Consider the following 15,926-nt stretch of genomic DNA (forward strand, 5'->3'; position numbering starts at 1 on the left):
ATGTACGATAATAAAAAAAGTTTAAATATTTTAAAAACAGCAAAAGGACAAATTGAAGGAATAATAAAAATGGTCGAAGATAACAGATATTGTATAGATATTTCAAGACAAATTTTAGCTTCCGTATCATTATTAAAAAAAGCAAATATACAAATATTAAATAATCATCTTGAAAGTTGTGTTAAAAATGCAGCATATTCAAGTGATCCAAGAGAAATAAATATAAAAATAAAAGAATTAGAAGAGGTAATGAATTATATAAATAAAAATTTCTAGAAATAGTCATTTTGGAGTGATAATAGTGGACAGGTATACGTTAATTTCTAATATTTTAAAAGCTTTATCTAATCCAATAAGATTGAAAATAATGGATATTATTTATAAAGAAAAATGTAATGTATCAAAAATAATAAATGAGCTAAAACTATCTCAATCAAATGTTTCTCAACATTTAAAAATTTTAGAAGATGCTGGTTTAATAAAAAAAGTAAAAAAGGATAATAATGTTTTATGTGAAATAAAATATGAAAAAATTTTTGAGACATTTAATAATATTGATTGTATTATAGAAAAAGAAATTGAATTATCCAATCAAATTATAAAAAATGGAAAGGAGTGAATATTATGTTACCAAAAATAAATGAAAATATGAGCTTAAAAGAAATAATGGATATGGACAACAAATTGTTTGATGAGTTAAAAAACTTTGGTTTTGATATATGTTGTGCAAAAATGAGTAGCTTAAAAGATAGCTGTAAAGATAAAGGATTAAATGTAAATGTAGTTGTAAATAAATTAAATGAAGTTGTTGAAGAGATAAATTATATAGAAAAATTAATTTCAGAAAATGAATAAATTCTAAGGAATTTTTAAGGAAAGTATGATATACTAAAGTTGTCCCACCCGTACGGGGGTATCAAAAAAATAAAAAAAGGAGGAGTAAAAATGAAATATGGAATTTTAAAAGAAACAAATTATGAATTTGAAGAAGCAATTGAAAAATTGAATAAAGAATTACAAAAAGAGGGTTTTGGAATTTTAATGAGAATTGATCTCGATGAAAAGTTTAAAGCAAAATTAGGTATAGATTTTAAACACTATACAATTCTTGGGGCATGTAATCCTAAAAATGCACATAAAGCAATATTAGCAGAAGAAAATGTAGGTCTTTTTTTACCATGTAACGTTATAGTTTATGAAAAAGGTGAAAAAACAGTAGTGGCAGCAATAAAACCTACAATTGCAATGAGTTCAACAGAAAATGATGCGGTATATGAAATTGCAAAAGAAATAGAAGAATCATTGAAAAAAGCAATTAATAGGCTATAAAGGAGGTAAGAAATTATGATGCATGGTTGGGGCTGGACTGGTTTTAGACCTTATGGATACGGATATGGATTAATAGGTTCATTTATAAGTTTTATTTTTCTAATAATTTTTCTTGTTGTGATTTATTTCATAGTAAAAAAAGTATTTTTTAATGGAAACTTTGATATTAGAAATATGTCTCAAAGTAAAAAAAGTGGAGATTATGAAATATTAAAAATTTTGAATGAAAAATTAGTTAAAGGCGAGATTAGTGAAGAAGAGTATATTAGAAAAAAAGAATTAATATTAAAAAATTTAAAGTGAGGTGAGTAATATGATGTTTTTTGGATTTCTTTTAATTATATTAGTAATATGGTATGTAATGAAAAACCCAGATTCAGTAAAAAATTTAACTGAAACACAAAGTAAAAATAGTGCAAAAGAGGATGCTTTAAGAATATTAAATGAAAAATTTGTTAATGGTGAAATTACTGAAGAAGAGTATTTGAGAAAAAAGAAACTTATCGAGTGATATTATTTCATTGAATGAAAAAATGAGGTGATATTATGAACGAATTGATGAGAATAGTTGATATAGATGAAGAATATGTTTATTTACAGGCTCTTGAGGCAGCAAATTGTGGTACTTGTGCAATAAAAGGTTCATGTAATTTGACTGGAGATCCGAATAGAAAAATTAGAGCAATTAATAATAAAAAACTAGCTTTAAATAAAAATGATTTTGTATATATAAAAAAAATAGATTCACTGGAAGCAAGAGCAGCATTTATAATGTATGGAATTCCTTTATTCCTAATGGTGATAATAACTATTCTCGTTTATACAATAGGTTTAAATGAAATAATATCTTTTATTTTAGGTTTAACAGGTATGTTGATATCATATTATTTTATACATTTGTATGATAATAAAATCGCAAAGATAAAATATGTTCCGGAAATTATTGAAAAAATAGAGTTTTATAAAACTTTTAATGTATAGGAGGTGAGAAATAATGTCATGTGGTGGTTTTGGTTTCCATGGAAGAGGTTTTTTTAATAGGCATTATCATTCAAATGAGAATCATAAACATATGAACGATCAAGAAAAAATTGAAGAATACAAAAAACCTATATTAGAAGAATCAAATAAAAAAAATAAAGCTTTAAATATTCTAGATGAAAAATTTGTTATGGGTGAAATAAGTGAAGAAGAATATATAAGGAAAAAAAAGCTTTTACTTAGTGGATTAGATGCTGTTAAATAATGTGAGGTGCTTTTATGAAAAAAATAATATTAATGTTTACTATTTTGAGTGTTGTAATAGTATCGTTTAGTAATATAATAGATTTTTCTTTTGAAACAATTAATAAAACATATTTAAATGATGAAACAAAAAATTATTTCGATATATATGGTAAAATAAATATTTTTTCATTATATGCAAATATACCTTTAGCTATTGATAACTATTATAAAAAAGATTTTAGTGAAATTTTAATATATCCAAATAAAAATATTAATTTAGATGATTTAAAAGTTGGAATCGATATAGTAGATACAGGATTTAGAACAAATAATTTATTTGTTTTCCCAATGATGCATATGATGTATTATAAAAGAATAATCAGTAAAAATAATAAAAAAGATAATAATATATATATTCCATTTAGAATTTCAGTAGAGAATAAAATTAAAAATTTTAAAGATTATAGGAAAATAGATGTTGTACTAAGTAGCGGGATAGTTTTTGATAATAAATATATTATAGAAGTTGGAATAAAAGATAATGTCGAAAATATTACTAATAATAAATTTAATATTAATTGGATAATAGGATTTAGATATAATATATTTTAAATAGGAGGTGAAAATTATGCCATGTTGGGGCTGGAGTGGATTTTATGGATATGGAGGAATAATAGGTTCTTTAGTAGGCTTTGGATTTATGATTCTATTTTTAGTAATAATTTATTTCTTGTTCAAAAATTTATTTAAAGGAAATATTTCAAAACAAAATGAAAAAAATATCAGTAGTAATGAAGATTTGTTAAAAATATTAAATGAAAAATTTGTTAAAGGCGAAATTACTGAAGAAGAATACATAAGAAAAAAGAAATTGATTGAATAAGGAGGCGAAACAATGAAAGAAAAATTTTTAGTTTTTGTGATGATGATTATTAGTTTGTCACTAGTTTTTGCACATGGCGATATTGGTTTAGAAGAAAATATTTTGAACGATGTATCTATAAATGATGTTTCTATAACTATTAAAGAGATAGATAAAGAAAATCTAAAAATCTTAGGAGAAAACGAATCAAAATATTATATTTTAGATATTAATCCAATGATAATGATGTATGGCAATTTACCAATAGATATAAATAAAAATATTTCAGTGAAAGGTATAATTATAACTAATTTTGAAAATGTAAAAGAATTACTGGTAGTTTATTTAGAATTAGATAATAAAGTTTATTCAATACCAGAATATATGATAGATATGATGATAGACGATGGAATGATTGGAAATATGGGAGGTTATGGTTATCCGGGTATGATGAATATGATGAGAGGAAATCCATATTATGGTATGATGGGTGGATATGGTTACCCTGGAATGGTAGATGATGATTATTATAATATGATGGATAGTCCTTATAATTATTCACCCAATAGCAAACAACAGGATAAAAATGAAATGAATATGGAAAATAAATAAATCTTTAAAGTGCAACCCTTAACATTTTTGTTAAGGGTGCTTTTTTACCATTATAATTGAATTATTCATGGTCAAAGTGAATTTTATTTTTTGTAGGAGATATGAAAAAATTTAAAGGAGAGTCTAATATGATAAATAAGAAATTATTTAGATTTATTATACAATATAGAGTCTTGATAATAATAATATTCATTTTTATAACTATTTTTTTTACTTTTTTTTCGTTGAAAACAGTTATAGATATGGGAACATATACTTTATTGCCAAAAGATGATCCGGAAATTATTAAATTTAATAATACTTCAAAAAACTTTGGTGGATTTGATAATATGATTATTTTCATAAAAGGTAATAATAATATATTAATGGAAAATGTGGCAGAAGAAATTGCAAAAAGTATGAAAAAATTAAATAAATATGTAAAATATGTTGATTATAAATATCCAATAGATTTTATAGAAGAAAATAGTTTATTATATTTAAATGATGATATGTTTGAAAAAGTAGTTTATTTAATAGAAAATAATATAGATTTGTTAAAATTATCTCAAGAAGAAAATAATATTTCTAAAATGTTATTATATTTAAGCACGAAAAAAAATATAACAGAAAAAGAAATAACTATTATAAATGAATTAATAGAAAAAATTAAAGATCCATCTTTTAAAATGTTTAATATGAAATATTATTATAATAGGTCAAAAACAACATTACTTATATTTTTAAGACCAACAAATGCTAATCATGATATGTTGTTTTTTGAAAAAATGGTATCTGAGGTAAGAAAAAATATAGATCCAGTTTTAAAAAAATATTCTAATTTAAATATTGGAATTACTGGTATGCCTGTAATTATGGCAGAACAACAGAAAAATTTAAATGAAAAAATTACAATAATATCAATTTTTGTATTACTATTTTTGATAATTTTATTTATATTTTCTTTTAAACGTATTTCATCGGCTTTTTATATTGTAGTTCCTATTATAGTTGCTATTATATGGACATTAGGTATAAACTATTTGGTAATAGGAAGACTAAATATAGTTACAAGTATTTTTGCTATATTATTATTAGGGCTTGGCGTAGATTTTTCATTACATTTTTTAACAAAATTTTATTATGAAATAAATTTAGGAAAAAACGTAATTAATAGTTTAGAAGAAGTATTCAATCAGACATTATCAGGCATTTTTGTTGGAGCTATTACAACGGCAGCTTCATTTTATGTTTTAATGTTTTCAAAATTTAAAGGATTATATGAATTGGGATTTATAGCAGGAACAGGTATTCTAATGTCTCTTTTATCAATTATATTTCTCTTACCTTCAATTATCTCTTATTCAAACGCTAAACCATATCCTATAATAATGGAAGAAAATTTAAGCAAATATTTTGAAAATAAACTTTTAAAGAATAAATATATTATTATAGTAATAATTTTCTCAATAATATTTATTCCGTTTTTATTTAAAAATAATATTGAGTTCAATTATAATGCTTTTGATTTGCTTCCAAAATTACCTTCCGTAAAATTAGAAAATATATTAAAAAAGGATTTTGATACATCTTTTGAATATAATATTTTAATAGCAAAAAACATAGAAGAAAGTAGAGAGCAATATAATAAATTGAAAAAAACTAATATATATTCTGAAATTGATTCTTTGACATTATTAATACCAGAAAATCAGACTAAAAAGATTTTTATTTTAAAAGAATTAAATAAAAAGTATTTATCAGAAAAAAAACCAAAAGTTGCAAATATTTCACTTAACTTAGTAACAATGTTAGCTTTAAGTCAAATAAAAAATGATAAAATTTTTGGAAAAATAGAATCTTTAGAATTAAAAAAATTTTTGGAAGATTTAAATAAATTAAATAAAAAAGAGCAACAAAAAATTCAATTGAATATAAAAAAGTACTTTTCTTTTATAATAAAAAGTATAGAAAGCGCATCAAAATATGGAGAGATTTCAATAGAAAGACTTCCAGACTATATAAAAGATAAATATCTTGATAAAAATAATAATATTGCAACTTTTGTATTTATAAAAGAAGGTTTTTGGGATGAACAAAGTATGAAAAAAGTAGCAAATGTACTTAGAAAAATTGATGAAAATTCAACTGGTACAACATTTGTATGGATAAAGTTAATTGATTACATTAGAGATGACTTATATAGAAGTTCTTTTCTTGTTTTTATTTTAATATTTTTTATTGTATTACTATATTTTAGAAATTTAAAAATAACTTTATTAACTTTAACTCCAGTAATACTTGGAACATTATGGCTTATAAATTTTATGTCATTATTTAATATAAAATTTAATATAGCAAATATAGTTGTAATTCCGTTAATATTAGGAATAGGAATAGATGATGGGATACACATGATTCATAATTATATTGAAAATAAAAGTATAATTAAAATGCTAAAACAATCAGGCAAGGCCGTTATAATTACTTCAATAACGAGTATGGTAGGTTTTGGTTCATTATATTTTGTTAAAGATCCTTTAGTATCTCAAATGGGAATTTTATTATTTTTTGGTATATTATTTTGTTTAATTATCTCTTTGATAGTTCTACCAATTTTTATTCAATTATTTAAAAAATCAATTTTTGAATAAAACATCTCTTCTCCAAAATTTAATTAATTGAATTTAGTTGAAAAAATCGGATAAAAATAGTATAATTATAATTGTAATTGTTAGAAATATAACTTTTTCTTTTGAAAACATCTATTACTAAAGGAGGGGATATAAATGGATGAAAGAAAACACGAACATCATGAACATTCTGGTCATGAATCTATGAAACACGAACATCATGAACATTCTGGTCATGAATCTATGAAACACGAACATCATGAACATTCTGGTCATGATCATCATAGTCATCATGAACATATGGTTGCAGATTTTAGAAAACGTTTTTGGATTTCTTTAATTCTAACAATACCAGTTTTAGTATTATCACCATTAGTCCAAAAATTATTTGGACTTTCAGATGCTTTACGTTTTCCAGGGGATTTATATGTTCTTTTTGGAATATCAACAATAATATATTTTTATGGTGGTTATCCATTTTTAAAGGGTTTTTATGAAGAGTTAAAAGCAAAAAGACCAGGAATGATGACTTTAATAGCTGTGGCTATAAGTACCGCATATGTTTATAGTAGTACAGTTGTATTTGGATTAGAAGGAGAAATATTCTTTTGGGAGCTTGCAACGTTGATAGACATTATGTTATTAGGACATTGGATTGAAATGAAATCGGTAATGGGAGCATCTAGAGCTTTAGAAGAACTAGCAAAACTGATGCCTTCCGATGCGCATAAACTTATGCCAGATGGTTCTTTGGTAGATATACCTCTTGAAGAATTAAAAACAGGAGATATTGTTGTTGTAAAGCCAGGAGAAAAAGTACCAGCAGATGGTATTATAATTGAAGGAGAAAGTTCTTTAAATGAATCTATGCTTACTGGAGAAAGTAAACCAGTAACTAAAAAGAAAAATGATCTGATTATTGGTGGTTCTATTAATGGAGAAGGTTCCTTAAAAGTTAAGATTAAGAACACCGGAAAAGATTCATATCTTTCTCAAGTTATAGAACTCGTGAAAGAAGCTCAGGAAAGTAAATCAAAAACACAGGATTTAGCTAATCGTGCTGCAGTATGGTTAACAGGTATAGCTTTATCTGCTGGTGCGTTGACATTTTTTGTATGGACCTGGATAATGGAAAAAAGTTTTGTATTTGCGCTTGAAAGAACAGTTACTGTTATGGTTATAACTTGTCCTCATGCTCTTGGTTTGGCTGTTCCGCTTGTTGTTGCAGTATCAACTGCAATTTCTGCAAAAAATGGATTACTTATTAGAGATCGTGTAGCTTTTGAAAGAGCACGAAATATTCAAGCAATTGTTTTTGATAAAACAGGAACACTTACGATGGGGAAATTTGGTGTAACTGATATTATTAACCTATCAAAAGATATGACTGAAGAAGATATTTTAAATTATGCTGCTTCAATAGAATTACATTCTGAACATCCAATAGCTAAAGCTATAGCTAATGCAGCAAAAAATCGTATGAAAGTAGATAATTTCAAAGCAATACCTGGAAAAGGTGCTGAAGGAAATGTTGAAGGAAAACATGTTATGGTTGTTAGTCCAGGGTATTTAAGAGAAAATAATATAAAAGTTGAAAATAAGAAAATTGATGAGTTACATTCGGCTGGAAAAACAGTTGTATATGTATTAATCGATTCAGAATTAAAAGGAGCTATAGCTCTTGCTGATATAATAAGACCAGAATCAAAAGAAGCAATAGCTAAATTAAAAGAAATGGGAATAAAATGTATGATGCTTACAGGAGATAACAAACAAGTTGCAAAATGGGTTGCCGATGAATTAGGACTTGATGAATATTTTGCCGAAGTTTTACCACATGAAAAATCTCAAAAGATAAAAGAAATTCAATCAAGAAATTTAGTTGTAGCAATGACAGGAGATGGTGTAAATGATGCACCAGCATTAGTTCAAGCTGATGTTGGAATTGCCATAGGGGCAGGAACAGATGTAGCTGTGGAATCAGCTGATATTGTTCTTGTTAGAAGTGATCCTAGAGATGTTGTTGCAATTATTGGTTTGGCAAAAAATACTTATAAGAAAATGATAGAAAATTTATTATGGGCAACAGGGTACAATGTAATTGCTATTCCTTTAGCTGCAGGTGTACTTTATAATTGGGGTATTCTTTTAAGTCCGGCACTTGGAGCAGTATTTATGTCATTAAGTACAGTTATTGTTGCAATAAATGCAAAACTTTTAAAATTAGAGAAATAAATCTTTTTTTACAAAACACCCTGATTTTCAGGGTGTTTTGTAATATATTTTTAAATTTAAATTTAAAAATATTTATTATAATTATTTTAAAACCCTATATACGAGGGGAGGTGTTTTTGTGATTAAAGTTTGTAAAAATAATAAAGGTATAGAAGAATTTATAGAATATTTAAAGAAAAAAAACATTGAATATTCAATAGAAAACTGTTTAGATGAATGTAAGATTTGTCATTCTAAATTATTTTTCAAAAAAAATGAAGATACTATTATTGCAGATAGTACTGAAGAATTAATAGATAAAATATAAGCTGGTATATAAAACCAGCTTATATTTTTAAAAATAAATGAATAACTATTCAAATATTTGAATAGTAAAAAAGAATTAAGTTTATAGTAATAAAAACAGTTGACTTTATAGCATTTTTTTGATATCATATATATGAACGAATATTCAAATATTCAAATATTTAAATAATAAAAATTAGTAAAATTTAATAAAGTATTGTGAACTTTGTAATTGGAGTGATATAATGACTAAATATATAATGTTATCTAATATCTTTAAAGCACTATCACATCCTATAAGATTAAAAATAATAGATATAATAGGATCACAAAATTATAATATATCCGAAATAAAAAAAGATTTGGATATTACACAATCTAATTTATCGCAACATATAAATATTTTAGAAAAAGCAGGAATAATAAAAAAGATAAAAAAAGATAATAATGTTTTATGTGAATTAAAATATAAAGATGTTATAGGAATAATCAATCTAGCTGATTATATTATAAAAAAAGAATTAGATTTATTTATAAAACTAATAAAAGAAAATGAATAAATTCTAAGGAAATTTTAAGGAAAGTATGACATACTACAGTTGAACTACCCACAAAGGGGGATGGGATAAAAATAACAAAAATAAAAGGGAGGAATTAAAATGAAGTATGGAATTTTAAAAGAAACAAATTATGAATTTGAAGAAGCTATTGAAAAATTGAATAAAGAATTACAAAAAGAAGGATTCGGTATTTTGATGAGGATAGATCTTAATGAAAAATTTAAAGAAAAATTGGATATTGATTTTAAGCGTTATACAATACTTGGAGCATGTAATCCAAAAAATGCGCACAAAGCAATATTAGCAGAAGAAAATATAGGACTTTTTTTACCATGTAACGTAATAGTATATGAAAAAGAAGGAAAAACAGTAGTAACAGCAATAAAACCGACAATAGCAATGAGTTCAGCAGAAAATAAAGCAGTATATGAAATAGCAAAAGAAATAGAAGAAAAGTTAAGTAGAGTAATTAATAATCTATAAGAAGGGAGGTGAAGAAATATGATGCATGGATGGGGATGGTCAGGATTTGGACCATATAGTTATGGTAGTTATGGAATAATAGGATCGCTAATAAGTTTCATGTTCATGATAGGATTGCTTATAGTAGTATATATAATATTAAAAAAGATATTTATAGATAATAATAATTTTAGTAATATTAGTAAAAGAAAAGAAGAAAAAGATATATTAAAAATATTAAATGAAAAGTTAGTAAAGGGAGAAATAACAGAAGAGGAATATATAAGAAAAAAAGAATTAATAATAAAAAATATAGTATCTTCAAAAATAGGCTCAAAATGATGTAAATGCAAAGTAAAAAAAATTACACGGAAGTAAAGCAAAAGGAATTGAATACAGAAAAGAGTTGAAGGGACAAAAAATAGATAAAAGGAGATAAAAGAAGTAAAAATGCAGTAGAGAAAATATAAAACAAAAGAACGAATCAAAATGATTCGGTGGATTAAAAGGTTGAATTTCAATAAAAATAAAATAATAATTAAATAGTAAATATGTATATTATCTCCGAACAAAAGCAGAACGAGTTGATTTAACAGAAGTAATTAAATCATCATATCCCATATCATGAGCTAAAAAAGCAGAAGCAATAAAAAAGAGATTAATAAGATTAGCATCAAGAGAAACAGAATTAATAAAGCGTAATTTAGTATGGGATAAAATAGATTCTAACTTAGAAAAAAGGGATTCAATAAGAACACGTTTAGAATAATTCTTTTTAAAGAAATTAGAATTTCTAAGAAGAGACATTCTAAAATTATCCTTTGAATAATTTTGATAACGATAGCAATTTGATTTTGAACAAGAATTAGGTCTATTATGTTCATCAAAAGGACACAACATTTTTCTTCGCAAAAAATACAAAAAATAATATTAAAAAATTATAATAAAAAACAAAAGAATCATACAGCTTGCGCAGCATGTTTAGGGAAAGAATCAACAGATAAAAACTCAGTAGAAATAAACCCAGAAGAAATACCTTTAAATAAAAGATCAGAAATAAGAGAATAAATAATAGAAACATCAAAAGACTTTCTAAAATTAGAAAAAGTAGATTCAGAAGGTACATAATGATTAATAGGATCAAAACCAATAGTTTGAGCTAAATAAGGATTAGAATAAAGCTCATCAATAAGAGTGGAAATAGAAGAAATATTTTTAATAATTTTAAATAAAAGAGCTTTAATCATAGAAACAGGAGAATAACCCGTTCTACCAACACCGGAATTTTTAATTTCAGGAACAATAGACCAATTAATATAATCAAAAATAGTAAGGATATAAGCAAAAGAAGAATTAGATTTCATATAATCATCATATACAAAATCAAGATAAAATTGTTTAGGATTATTACTCATGGTTTAACCTCCCTGCAAAAGAGAATTATTTTATTTTACTGAATAAAATTATTATTTAACGTAATTATATTATACACCAGGGAGGTAAACCTCTTAACAAGATAAGATGAAAGTATTGTAAACAATATAGTTTCAGAATTTTTGAAGATGCTATAATAAAAAATATAAAGTGAGGTGAGAAAAAATGATGATTTTTGGATTTCTATTAATAATATTGGTAATATGGTATATAATGAAAAATCCTGATGCAGCAAAAAAGATGGGAGATTTAACAAATAATACAAATGATTCAAAAAAAGAAGCGTTGAGAATGCTAAATGAAAAATTTATAAATGGCGAAATAACAGAAGAAGAATATTTAAGAAAAAAGAAACTTATTGAATAGGAGGTGAAAGAATGAAAAGCAAAATAATAATGGGAATAATTTTAATATTTAGTTTATCATTAATCTATGCACATGGTGGAAATATAGAAACACCAATAAATGGAAATTATAGAGAACCATTATCAATAAATATAGAATTAAAAATAATAGAAATAAATAACCAAAAACCAGAAATATTAGCAGTAGATGAAAAAGGAAAAAACTATATATTAAGAATGGAAAATATATTAATGTTTTACGAAGATATACCGATAGAAGAAGAAAAAGAAATAAAAATAGAAGCAATAAAAATATATAGCTTTTCAAAAATAGAAGAATTATTAGTAACATCAATAGAAATAGATAACAAAGAATATGTAACCCCAAAAAAAATAGTTTATAGAATGATGGACATGATGGGAAGATACGGTTATCCTGGAATGATAGATGATAATTATAATATGATGAATAGTCCTTATAATTATTTACCTAATAACAAATAACAGGATAAAGATGAAATGAATTTGTAAAAAGATAAAAACATAATCTGGGGAACCCAGCTTATGTTTTTAAAAATAATTATGTTTTTAAAAATAATAATGAACAAGTATTCAATTGTTTGAATAGTAAAAAAGAATTAAGTTTATAGTAATAAAAACAGTTGACTTTACAGCATTTTTTTGATATCATATATATGAACGAATATTCAAATATTCAATTAAGGAGGAATGAATATGGAAAAAAAGGAGTTTATCCTTGAAGGTTTAGATTGTGCTAGCTGTGCGGCAAAAATTGAAGAAAATGTAAAAAAACTCAATGACGTTGAAGGAGTTACTGTGAATTTTATTACTAAAACTTTAACAGTAAAAGTAAATGATGAAAATAAAATAAAGGAAATTGAAAATTTAGTAAAAAAAATAGAACCAGAAGTAGAGATATATGAGAAAGAAAATAAAAATGATCATAATCACGAACATAGTCATGAACATGGACATAATCATGGAGAAAGTTTTAATAAAAAATTTGAAATTATAAGATTATTTTCAGCACTTGCTGTATTTATAACAGCTCTTCTTTTAAAGGATCCGTTTTATTTAAAAGTTATATTATATGTTGTAGCATATTTAATATCTGGGGGTAAAGTTTTAAAAAGATCATTCAAAAATATTTTAAGAGGAAATGTTTTCGATGAAAACTTTTTAATGAGTATAGCGACACTTGGTGCTTTCGCAATTGGAGAATATCCAGAAGCTGTTGGTGTAATGGTATTTTTTGAAATTGGGGAATTATTACAAGATCTTGCTGTAGATAATTCTAAAAGATCTATTAAAGCGCTTTTAGATATAAGACCGGATTATGCGAATTTATTAAAAAACGGTAAAGAAGTTAGAGTATCTCCAGAAGATGTAAAAAAAGGTGATTTGATAGTAGTAAAACCCGGAGAAAGAATACCTCTTGATGGTGTAATTATAAAAGGAAATTCAATGGCAGATACATCAGCTTTAACAGGTGAATCTCTTCCAAAAAGTATAAAAGAGAATGACGAGGTAATGAGTGGGTTTATAAATTTAAATGGTTTGATAACAATAAGAGTAGAGAAAGAATATGCAGAATCGACAATATCAAAAATTCTTGATATGGTAGAAAATGCTGCTGCAAAAAAAGCAAAGACAGAAAAACTTATAACTAAATTTGCAAAATACTATACACCAGTTGTTGTATTTTTAGCTATAGCTTTAGCAACTATTCCACCGTTGTTGACAGGAGCTCCGTTTAATGAATGGATATATAGAGCTCTAATATTTCTTGTAATTTCATGTCCATGTGGTCTTGTAGTATCGATACCTCTTGGTTATTTTGCAGGTGTAGGCGGTTTGTCTAAGAGAGGTGTTCTAGTAAAAGGAGGAAATTATTTAGAAGTTTTGAAAAATTTAAATACGATTATTTTTGATAAAACAGGTACTTTAACGGAAGGTGTTTTTGAAGTAGTTGAAATAAAAACATATAATGGAGTAAGCGAAGATGAGATTTTAGAAATAGCAGCATATGCTGAAGAGCATTCTAATCACCCTATTGCAGATTCAATAAAGAAAAAATATGGAAAAAAATTTGAAAAAAGTTTTATAGAAGATTATGAAGAAATATCTGGTCATGGAATAAAAGCGAGGATTAAAGGAAAAGATGTTCTTGTAGGAAATAAAAAGTTAATGGATAAATTTAATATAAACATACCTGAAATTAATTTTAATGGAACAATTGTTTTTGTTTCTGTAAATGGAATGTTTGTTGGATACATAGGAATTTCAGATAAGATTAAACCAGGTGTAAAAGAAGTTATTAAAGAATTAAAAAAATTGGGAGTTAAAAAGACAGTAATGCTCACAGGGGATAATGAAAAAGTTGCAGAAGATGTTGCGAAAAAAATAGGACTTGATGAATATTTTGCAGAATTGTTACCAGGAGATAAAGTGAAGTTTTTTGAAAAATATAATGATGGTATATCAACAGCATTTGTTGGAGATGGAATAAATGATGCACCAGTGTTAACTAGAGCAGATGTAGGAATTGCAATGGGAGGACTTGGTTCAGATGCAGCAATTGAAGCAGCAGATGTTGTAATAATGGATGATGATGTTTCAAAGTTAATAGATTCTATTAAAGTCTCAAGAAAAACTATGAAAATAACATGGCAAAATATAATTTTAGTATTAGGAATAAAAATATTATTTTTAGTTCTTGGAGCTTTAGGGTTAACAGATATGTGGGGCGCAGTTTTTGCAGATGTTGGTGTGACTCTTATAGCTATTTTTAATTCATTGAGAATTTTAAAAAAATAGAAAAATATAAAAATATAAAAAATATAAAATGAAAATAGACCGAGTAATCGGTCTATTTTTAAAATCAAGATTGTTTTTTGAAAAACTTTTGAAAGTTACAGTGCAGAATATGAAAATTATAAATATTATTCTTTTTTATTACCTTATCAGGAGTATATTTATAATATTGTTATTGACCCAATTTTTTTGATTTATTGTCCAAAGATGATTCATATAAAAAAGCGACAAAATTTTTTAAAAGCGTTGATAATCAATCATGGGAATTGTGGGGATAAAAAATATTTTAATTATATAAATAATATTTCAGAAAAATTGAAAGATATGAATCATATTGATGTCATTTCTATTTGATAAAAATTTACAATTTAAAAGAATAAAAAAGTAAGTTAAATAAAAAGTATTAAAATTATTAAATGTGATTTTAATTTAAATCAATATAGTACAAACCTCAATATCTTTAAATTTATTATGAAAAATTTAAAGAAAAAAAGTAATGATAAATATTTTTTCAAAAAAAGGAGAGCTTAATTATTAGCTCTCCTTTTTTAAGATAAATTTATATGTTTTAATGTTTCCCCACATATCTTTTAATATCAATTCTGCTAAAGCTTTATTACCTAAAGCAAAAAGAATTTCATTCCATCTATTTACTTTGATTGGAGTAATATTTGATGATGAGTAAAGTTTTATCCAATAGTTAAATATTGTTGAACCATAGCCAAAAACTGAACCAGGCGAATACATTTCATCTTGTCGTATTTGATCAAATTCAATTTTATATATAAGCTCATCATTAATTTTTAGTGAAATAGATTTTGGTATTATACGTGTATTTTTTCCAAGAAATTGTAGTATATTAACTTCAAGTTTTGGTACAGTGTAAAAAGGAATTTCTACTAATTCATTTTCTTTTAATTCAATCGTATTTTTTCCTGATCGTATTTTTAAAGCCATTAATTTTTTTTCTCTTAGTTCAGTATAATCAACAAATTCAATAGCATCTTTTATTATTTCATTATTTTTGTTTCCTGATTTTAAATTTTTTCTAATTTCAAAATGAACATTTGGAACAGTAGCTTCCCCGCTTTTTCCAGAAAATCCAATAACTTCTCCTCTTGAAACCATT

General features: G+C 24.8%; 23 protein-coding genes. 20 read left to right on the top strand and 3 right to left on the bottom strand.

The annotated features are described in order from the left end of the window. The 17 genes from ACYQ44_RS06900 to ACYQ44_RS06980 all read left to right on the top strand — a co-directional run bounded on the left by ACYQ44_RS06900 (position 1) and on the right by ACYQ44_RS06980 (position 10,526). On the top strand, positions 1 to 276 hold the full coding sequence (locus ACYQ44_RS06900; protein WP_459996217.1) for a metal-sensing transcriptional repressor: 276 nt from the start codon (positions 1 to 3) through the stop codon (positions 274 to 276). 25 nt (positions 277 to 301) lie between these two features. Beyond that, entirely contained in the window at positions 302 to 619 is a 318-nt protein-coding gene (locus ACYQ44_RS06905; RefSeq protein ID WP_459996219.1) for an ArsR/SmtB family transcription factor, read from the top strand. Between the two features lie 5 nt (positions 620 to 624). Then, positions 625 to 855, top strand: a complete 231-nt coding sequence (locus ACYQ44_RS06910; protein WP_459996220.1) for a hypothetical protein — start codon at positions 625 to 627, stop codon at positions 853 to 855. 90 nt (positions 856 to 945) lie between these two features. Continuing rightward, complete coding sequence (locus ACYQ44_RS06915) at positions 946 to 1,329, top strand: DUF302 domain-containing protein (RefSeq protein ID WP_459996222.1); 384 nt, start codon at positions 946 to 948, stop codon at positions 1,327 to 1,329. A 15-nt stretch (positions 1,330 to 1,344) separates the two neighbouring features. Continuing rightward, positions 1,345 to 1,632: an SHOCT domain-containing protein gene (locus ACYQ44_RS06920; RefSeq protein ID WP_459996223.1), complete on the top strand. Its 288-nt coding sequence runs from the start codon at positions 1,345 to 1,347 to the stop codon at positions 1,630 to 1,632. Positions 1,633 to 1,642: 10 nt separating this feature from the next. After that, positions 1,643 to 1,840: an SHOCT domain-containing protein gene (locus ACYQ44_RS06925; RefSeq protein WP_459996225.1), complete on the top strand. Its 198-nt coding sequence runs from the start codon at positions 1,643 to 1,645 to the stop codon at positions 1,838 to 1,840. A gap of 35 nt (positions 1,841 to 1,875) precedes the next feature. Then, positions 1,876 to 2,310, top strand: a complete 435-nt coding sequence (locus ACYQ44_RS06930; RefSeq protein ID WP_459996226.1) for a SoxR reducing system RseC family protein — start codon at positions 1,876 to 1,878, stop codon at positions 2,308 to 2,310. A 13-nt stretch (positions 2,311 to 2,323) separates the two neighbouring features. Continuing rightward, positions 2,324 to 2,575: an SHOCT domain-containing protein gene (locus tag ACYQ44_RS06935; RefSeq protein ID WP_459996228.1), complete on the top strand. Its 252-nt coding sequence runs from the start codon at positions 2,324 to 2,326 to the stop codon at positions 2,573 to 2,575. Positions 2,576 to 2,589: 14 nt separating this feature from the next. Next, the gene (locus tag ACYQ44_RS06940) at positions 2,590 to 3,168 is read left to right on the top strand and encodes a hypothetical protein (RefSeq protein WP_459996229.1); all 579 of its coding nucleotides are present in this window, start codon (positions 2,590 to 2,592) and stop codon (positions 3,166 to 3,168) included. Between the two features lie 16 nt (positions 3,169 to 3,184). Beyond that, positions 3,185 to 3,439 carry an SHOCT domain-containing protein gene (locus ACYQ44_RS06945; RefSeq protein WP_459996230.1) on the top strand — a complete coding sequence of 85 codons (255 nt, stop codon included), beginning with the start codon at positions 3,185 to 3,187 and terminating at the stop codon, positions 3,437 to 3,439. A gap of 12 nt (positions 3,440 to 3,451) precedes the next feature. Further along, on the top strand, positions 3,452 to 4,030 hold the full coding sequence (locus tag ACYQ44_RS06950; protein WP_459996231.1) for a hypothetical protein: 579 nt from the start codon (positions 3,452 to 3,454) through the stop codon (positions 4,028 to 4,030). A 128-nt stretch (positions 4,031 to 4,158) separates the two neighbouring features. After that, positions 4,159 to 6,663 carry an efflux RND transporter permease subunit gene (locus ACYQ44_RS06955; protein ID WP_459996233.1) on the top strand — a complete coding sequence of 835 codons (2,505 nt, stop codon included), beginning with the start codon at positions 4,159 to 4,161 and terminating at the stop codon, positions 6,661 to 6,663. 135 nt (positions 6,664 to 6,798) lie between these two features. Beyond that, positions 6,799 to 8,877 carry a heavy metal translocating P-type ATPase gene (locus ACYQ44_RS06960; protein WP_459996234.1) on the top strand — a complete coding sequence of 693 codons (2,079 nt, stop codon included), beginning with the start codon at positions 6,799 to 6,801 and terminating at the stop codon, positions 8,875 to 8,877. Between the two features lie 118 nt (positions 8,878 to 8,995). Beyond that, the gene (locus ACYQ44_RS06965; protein ID WP_459996235.1) at positions 8,996 to 9,184 is read left to right on the top strand and encodes a YuzB family protein; all 189 of its coding nucleotides are present in this window, start codon (positions 8,996 to 8,998) and stop codon (positions 9,182 to 9,184) included. A gap of 223 nt (positions 9,185 to 9,407) precedes the next feature. Then, positions 9,408 to 9,722, top strand: coding sequence for an ArsR/SmtB family transcription factor (locus tag ACYQ44_RS06970; protein ID WP_459996237.1), 315 nt, complete (start codon positions 9,408 to 9,410; stop codon positions 9,720 to 9,722). A 99-nt stretch (positions 9,723 to 9,821) separates the two neighbouring features. Then, entirely contained in the window at positions 9,822 to 10,205 is a 384-nt protein-coding gene (locus tag ACYQ44_RS06975; protein WP_459996238.1) for a DUF302 domain-containing protein, read from the top strand. 18 nt (positions 10,206 to 10,223) lie between these two features. Beyond that, positions 10,224 to 10,526: an SHOCT domain-containing protein gene (locus ACYQ44_RS06980; protein WP_459996239.1), complete on the top strand. Its 303-nt coding sequence runs from the start codon at positions 10,224 to 10,226 to the stop codon at positions 10,524 to 10,526. A gap of 216 nt (positions 10,527 to 10,742) precedes the next feature. On the opposite strand, the gene ACYQ44_RS06985 is transcribed toward ACYQ44_RS06980, so the two are convergent. Next, positions 10,743 to 11,105, bottom strand: coding sequence for a hypothetical protein (locus tag ACYQ44_RS06985; protein WP_459996241.1), 363 nt, complete (start codon positions 11,103 to 11,105; stop codon positions 10,743 to 10,745). Positions 11,106 to 11,143: 38 nt separating this feature from the next. Then, complete coding sequence (locus ACYQ44_RS06990) at positions 11,144 to 11,599, bottom strand: transposase (RefSeq protein ID WP_459996243.1); 456 nt, start codon at positions 11,597 to 11,599, stop codon at positions 11,144 to 11,146. Between the two features lie 184 nt (positions 11,600 to 11,783). On the opposite strand from ACYQ44_RS06990, the gene ACYQ44_RS06995 reads away from it, so the two are divergent. The 3 genes from ACYQ44_RS06995 to ACYQ44_RS07005 all read left to right on the top strand — a co-directional run bounded on the left by ACYQ44_RS06995 (position 11,784) and on the right by ACYQ44_RS07005 (position 14,800). Further along, positions 11,784 to 11,984, top strand: a complete 201-nt coding sequence (locus ACYQ44_RS06995; protein WP_459996244.1) for an SHOCT domain-containing protein — start codon at positions 11,784 to 11,786, stop codon at positions 11,982 to 11,984. An 11-nt stretch (positions 11,985 to 11,995) separates the two neighbouring features. Beyond that, entirely contained in the window at positions 11,996 to 12,466 is a 471-nt protein-coding gene (locus ACYQ44_RS07000) for a hypothetical protein (RefSeq protein ID WP_459996245.1), read from the top strand. Positions 12,467 to 12,697: 231 nt separating this feature from the next. Further along, positions 12,698 to 14,800: a heavy metal translocating P-type ATPase gene (locus ACYQ44_RS07005; protein ID WP_459996247.1), complete on the top strand. Its 2,103-nt coding sequence runs from the start codon at positions 12,698 to 12,700 to the stop codon at positions 14,798 to 14,800. Positions 14,801 to 15,331: 531 nt separating this feature from the next. Here the strand turns inward: ACYQ44_RS07005 and ACYQ44_RS07010 are convergent. Continuing rightward, the coding region (locus ACYQ44_RS07010; protein WP_459996249.1) for a M23 family metallopeptidase at positions 15,332 to 15,926 on the bottom strand (595 nt) is incomplete at its 5' end.

This window comes from Marinitoga arctica, from assembly GCF_054657315.1.

Excerpts from the sequence above, each read along its gene's own strand:
- ACYQ44_RS06990 (WP_459996243.1), bottom strand. The coding sequence starts at position 11,599 with ATGAGTAATAATCCTAAACAATTTTATCTTGATTTTGTATATGATGAT.
- ACYQ44_RS06955 (WP_459996233.1), top strand. The coding sequence starts at position 4,159 with ATGATAAATAAGAAATTATTTAGATTTATTATACAATATAGAGTCTTG.
- ACYQ44_RS06930 (WP_459996226.1), top strand. The coding sequence starts at position 1,876 with ATGAACGAATTGATGAGAATAGTTGATATAGATGAAGAATATGTTTAT.
- ACYQ44_RS06945 (WP_459996230.1), top strand. The coding sequence starts at position 3,185 with ATGCCATGTTGGGGCTGGAGTGGATTTTATGGATATGGAGGAATAATA.
- ACYQ44_RS06900 (WP_459996217.1), top strand. The coding sequence starts at position 1 with ATGTACGATAATAAAAAAAGTTTAAATATTTTAAAAACAGCAAAAGGA.
- ACYQ44_RS06950 (WP_459996231.1), top strand. The coding sequence starts at position 3,452 with ATGAAAGAAAAATTTTTAGTTTTTGTGATGATGATTATTAGTTTGTCA.
- ACYQ44_RS06975 (WP_459996238.1), top strand. The coding sequence starts at position 9,822 with ATGAAGTATGGAATTTTAAAAGAAACAAATTATGAATTTGAAGAAGCT.
- ACYQ44_RS06915 (WP_459996222.1), top strand. The coding sequence starts at position 946 with ATGAAATATGGAATTTTAAAAGAAACAAATTATGAATTTGAAGAAGCA.
- ACYQ44_RS06960 (WP_459996234.1), top strand. The coding sequence starts at position 6,799 with ATGGATGAAAGAAAACACGAACATCATGAACATTCTGGTCATGAATCT.
- ACYQ44_RS06920 (WP_459996223.1), top strand. The coding sequence starts at position 1,345 with ATGATGCATGGTTGGGGCTGGACTGGTTTTAGACCTTATGGATACGGA.
- ACYQ44_RS07005 (WP_459996247.1), top strand. The coding sequence starts at position 12,698 with ATGGAAAAAAAGGAGTTTATCCTTGAAGGTTTAGATTGTGCTAGCTGT.
- ACYQ44_RS07000 (WP_459996245.1), top strand. The coding sequence starts at position 11,996 with ATGAAAAGCAAAATAATAATGGGAATAATTTTAATATTTAGTTTATCA.
- ACYQ44_RS06980 (WP_459996239.1), top strand. The coding sequence starts at position 10,224 with ATGATGCATGGATGGGGATGGTCAGGATTTGGACCATATAGTTATGGT.
- ACYQ44_RS06940 (WP_459996229.1), top strand. The coding sequence starts at position 2,590 with ATGAAAAAAATAATATTAATGTTTACTATTTTGAGTGTTGTAATAGTA.
- ACYQ44_RS06935 (WP_459996228.1), top strand. The coding sequence starts at position 2,324 with ATGTCATGTGGTGGTTTTGGTTTCCATGGAAGAGGTTTTTTTAATAGG.
- ACYQ44_RS06995 (WP_459996244.1), top strand. The coding sequence starts at position 11,784 with ATGATGATTTTTGGATTTCTATTAATAATATTGGTAATATGGTATATA.
- ACYQ44_RS06925 (WP_459996225.1), top strand. The coding sequence starts at position 1,643 with ATGATGTTTTTTGGATTTCTTTTAATTATATTAGTAATATGGTATGTA.
- ACYQ44_RS06910 (WP_459996220.1), top strand. The coding sequence starts at position 625 with ATGTTACCAAAAATAAATGAAAATATGAGCTTAAAAGAAATAATGGAT.
- ACYQ44_RS06970 (WP_459996237.1), top strand. The coding sequence starts at position 9,408 with ATGACTAAATATATAATGTTATCTAATATCTTTAAAGCACTATCACAT.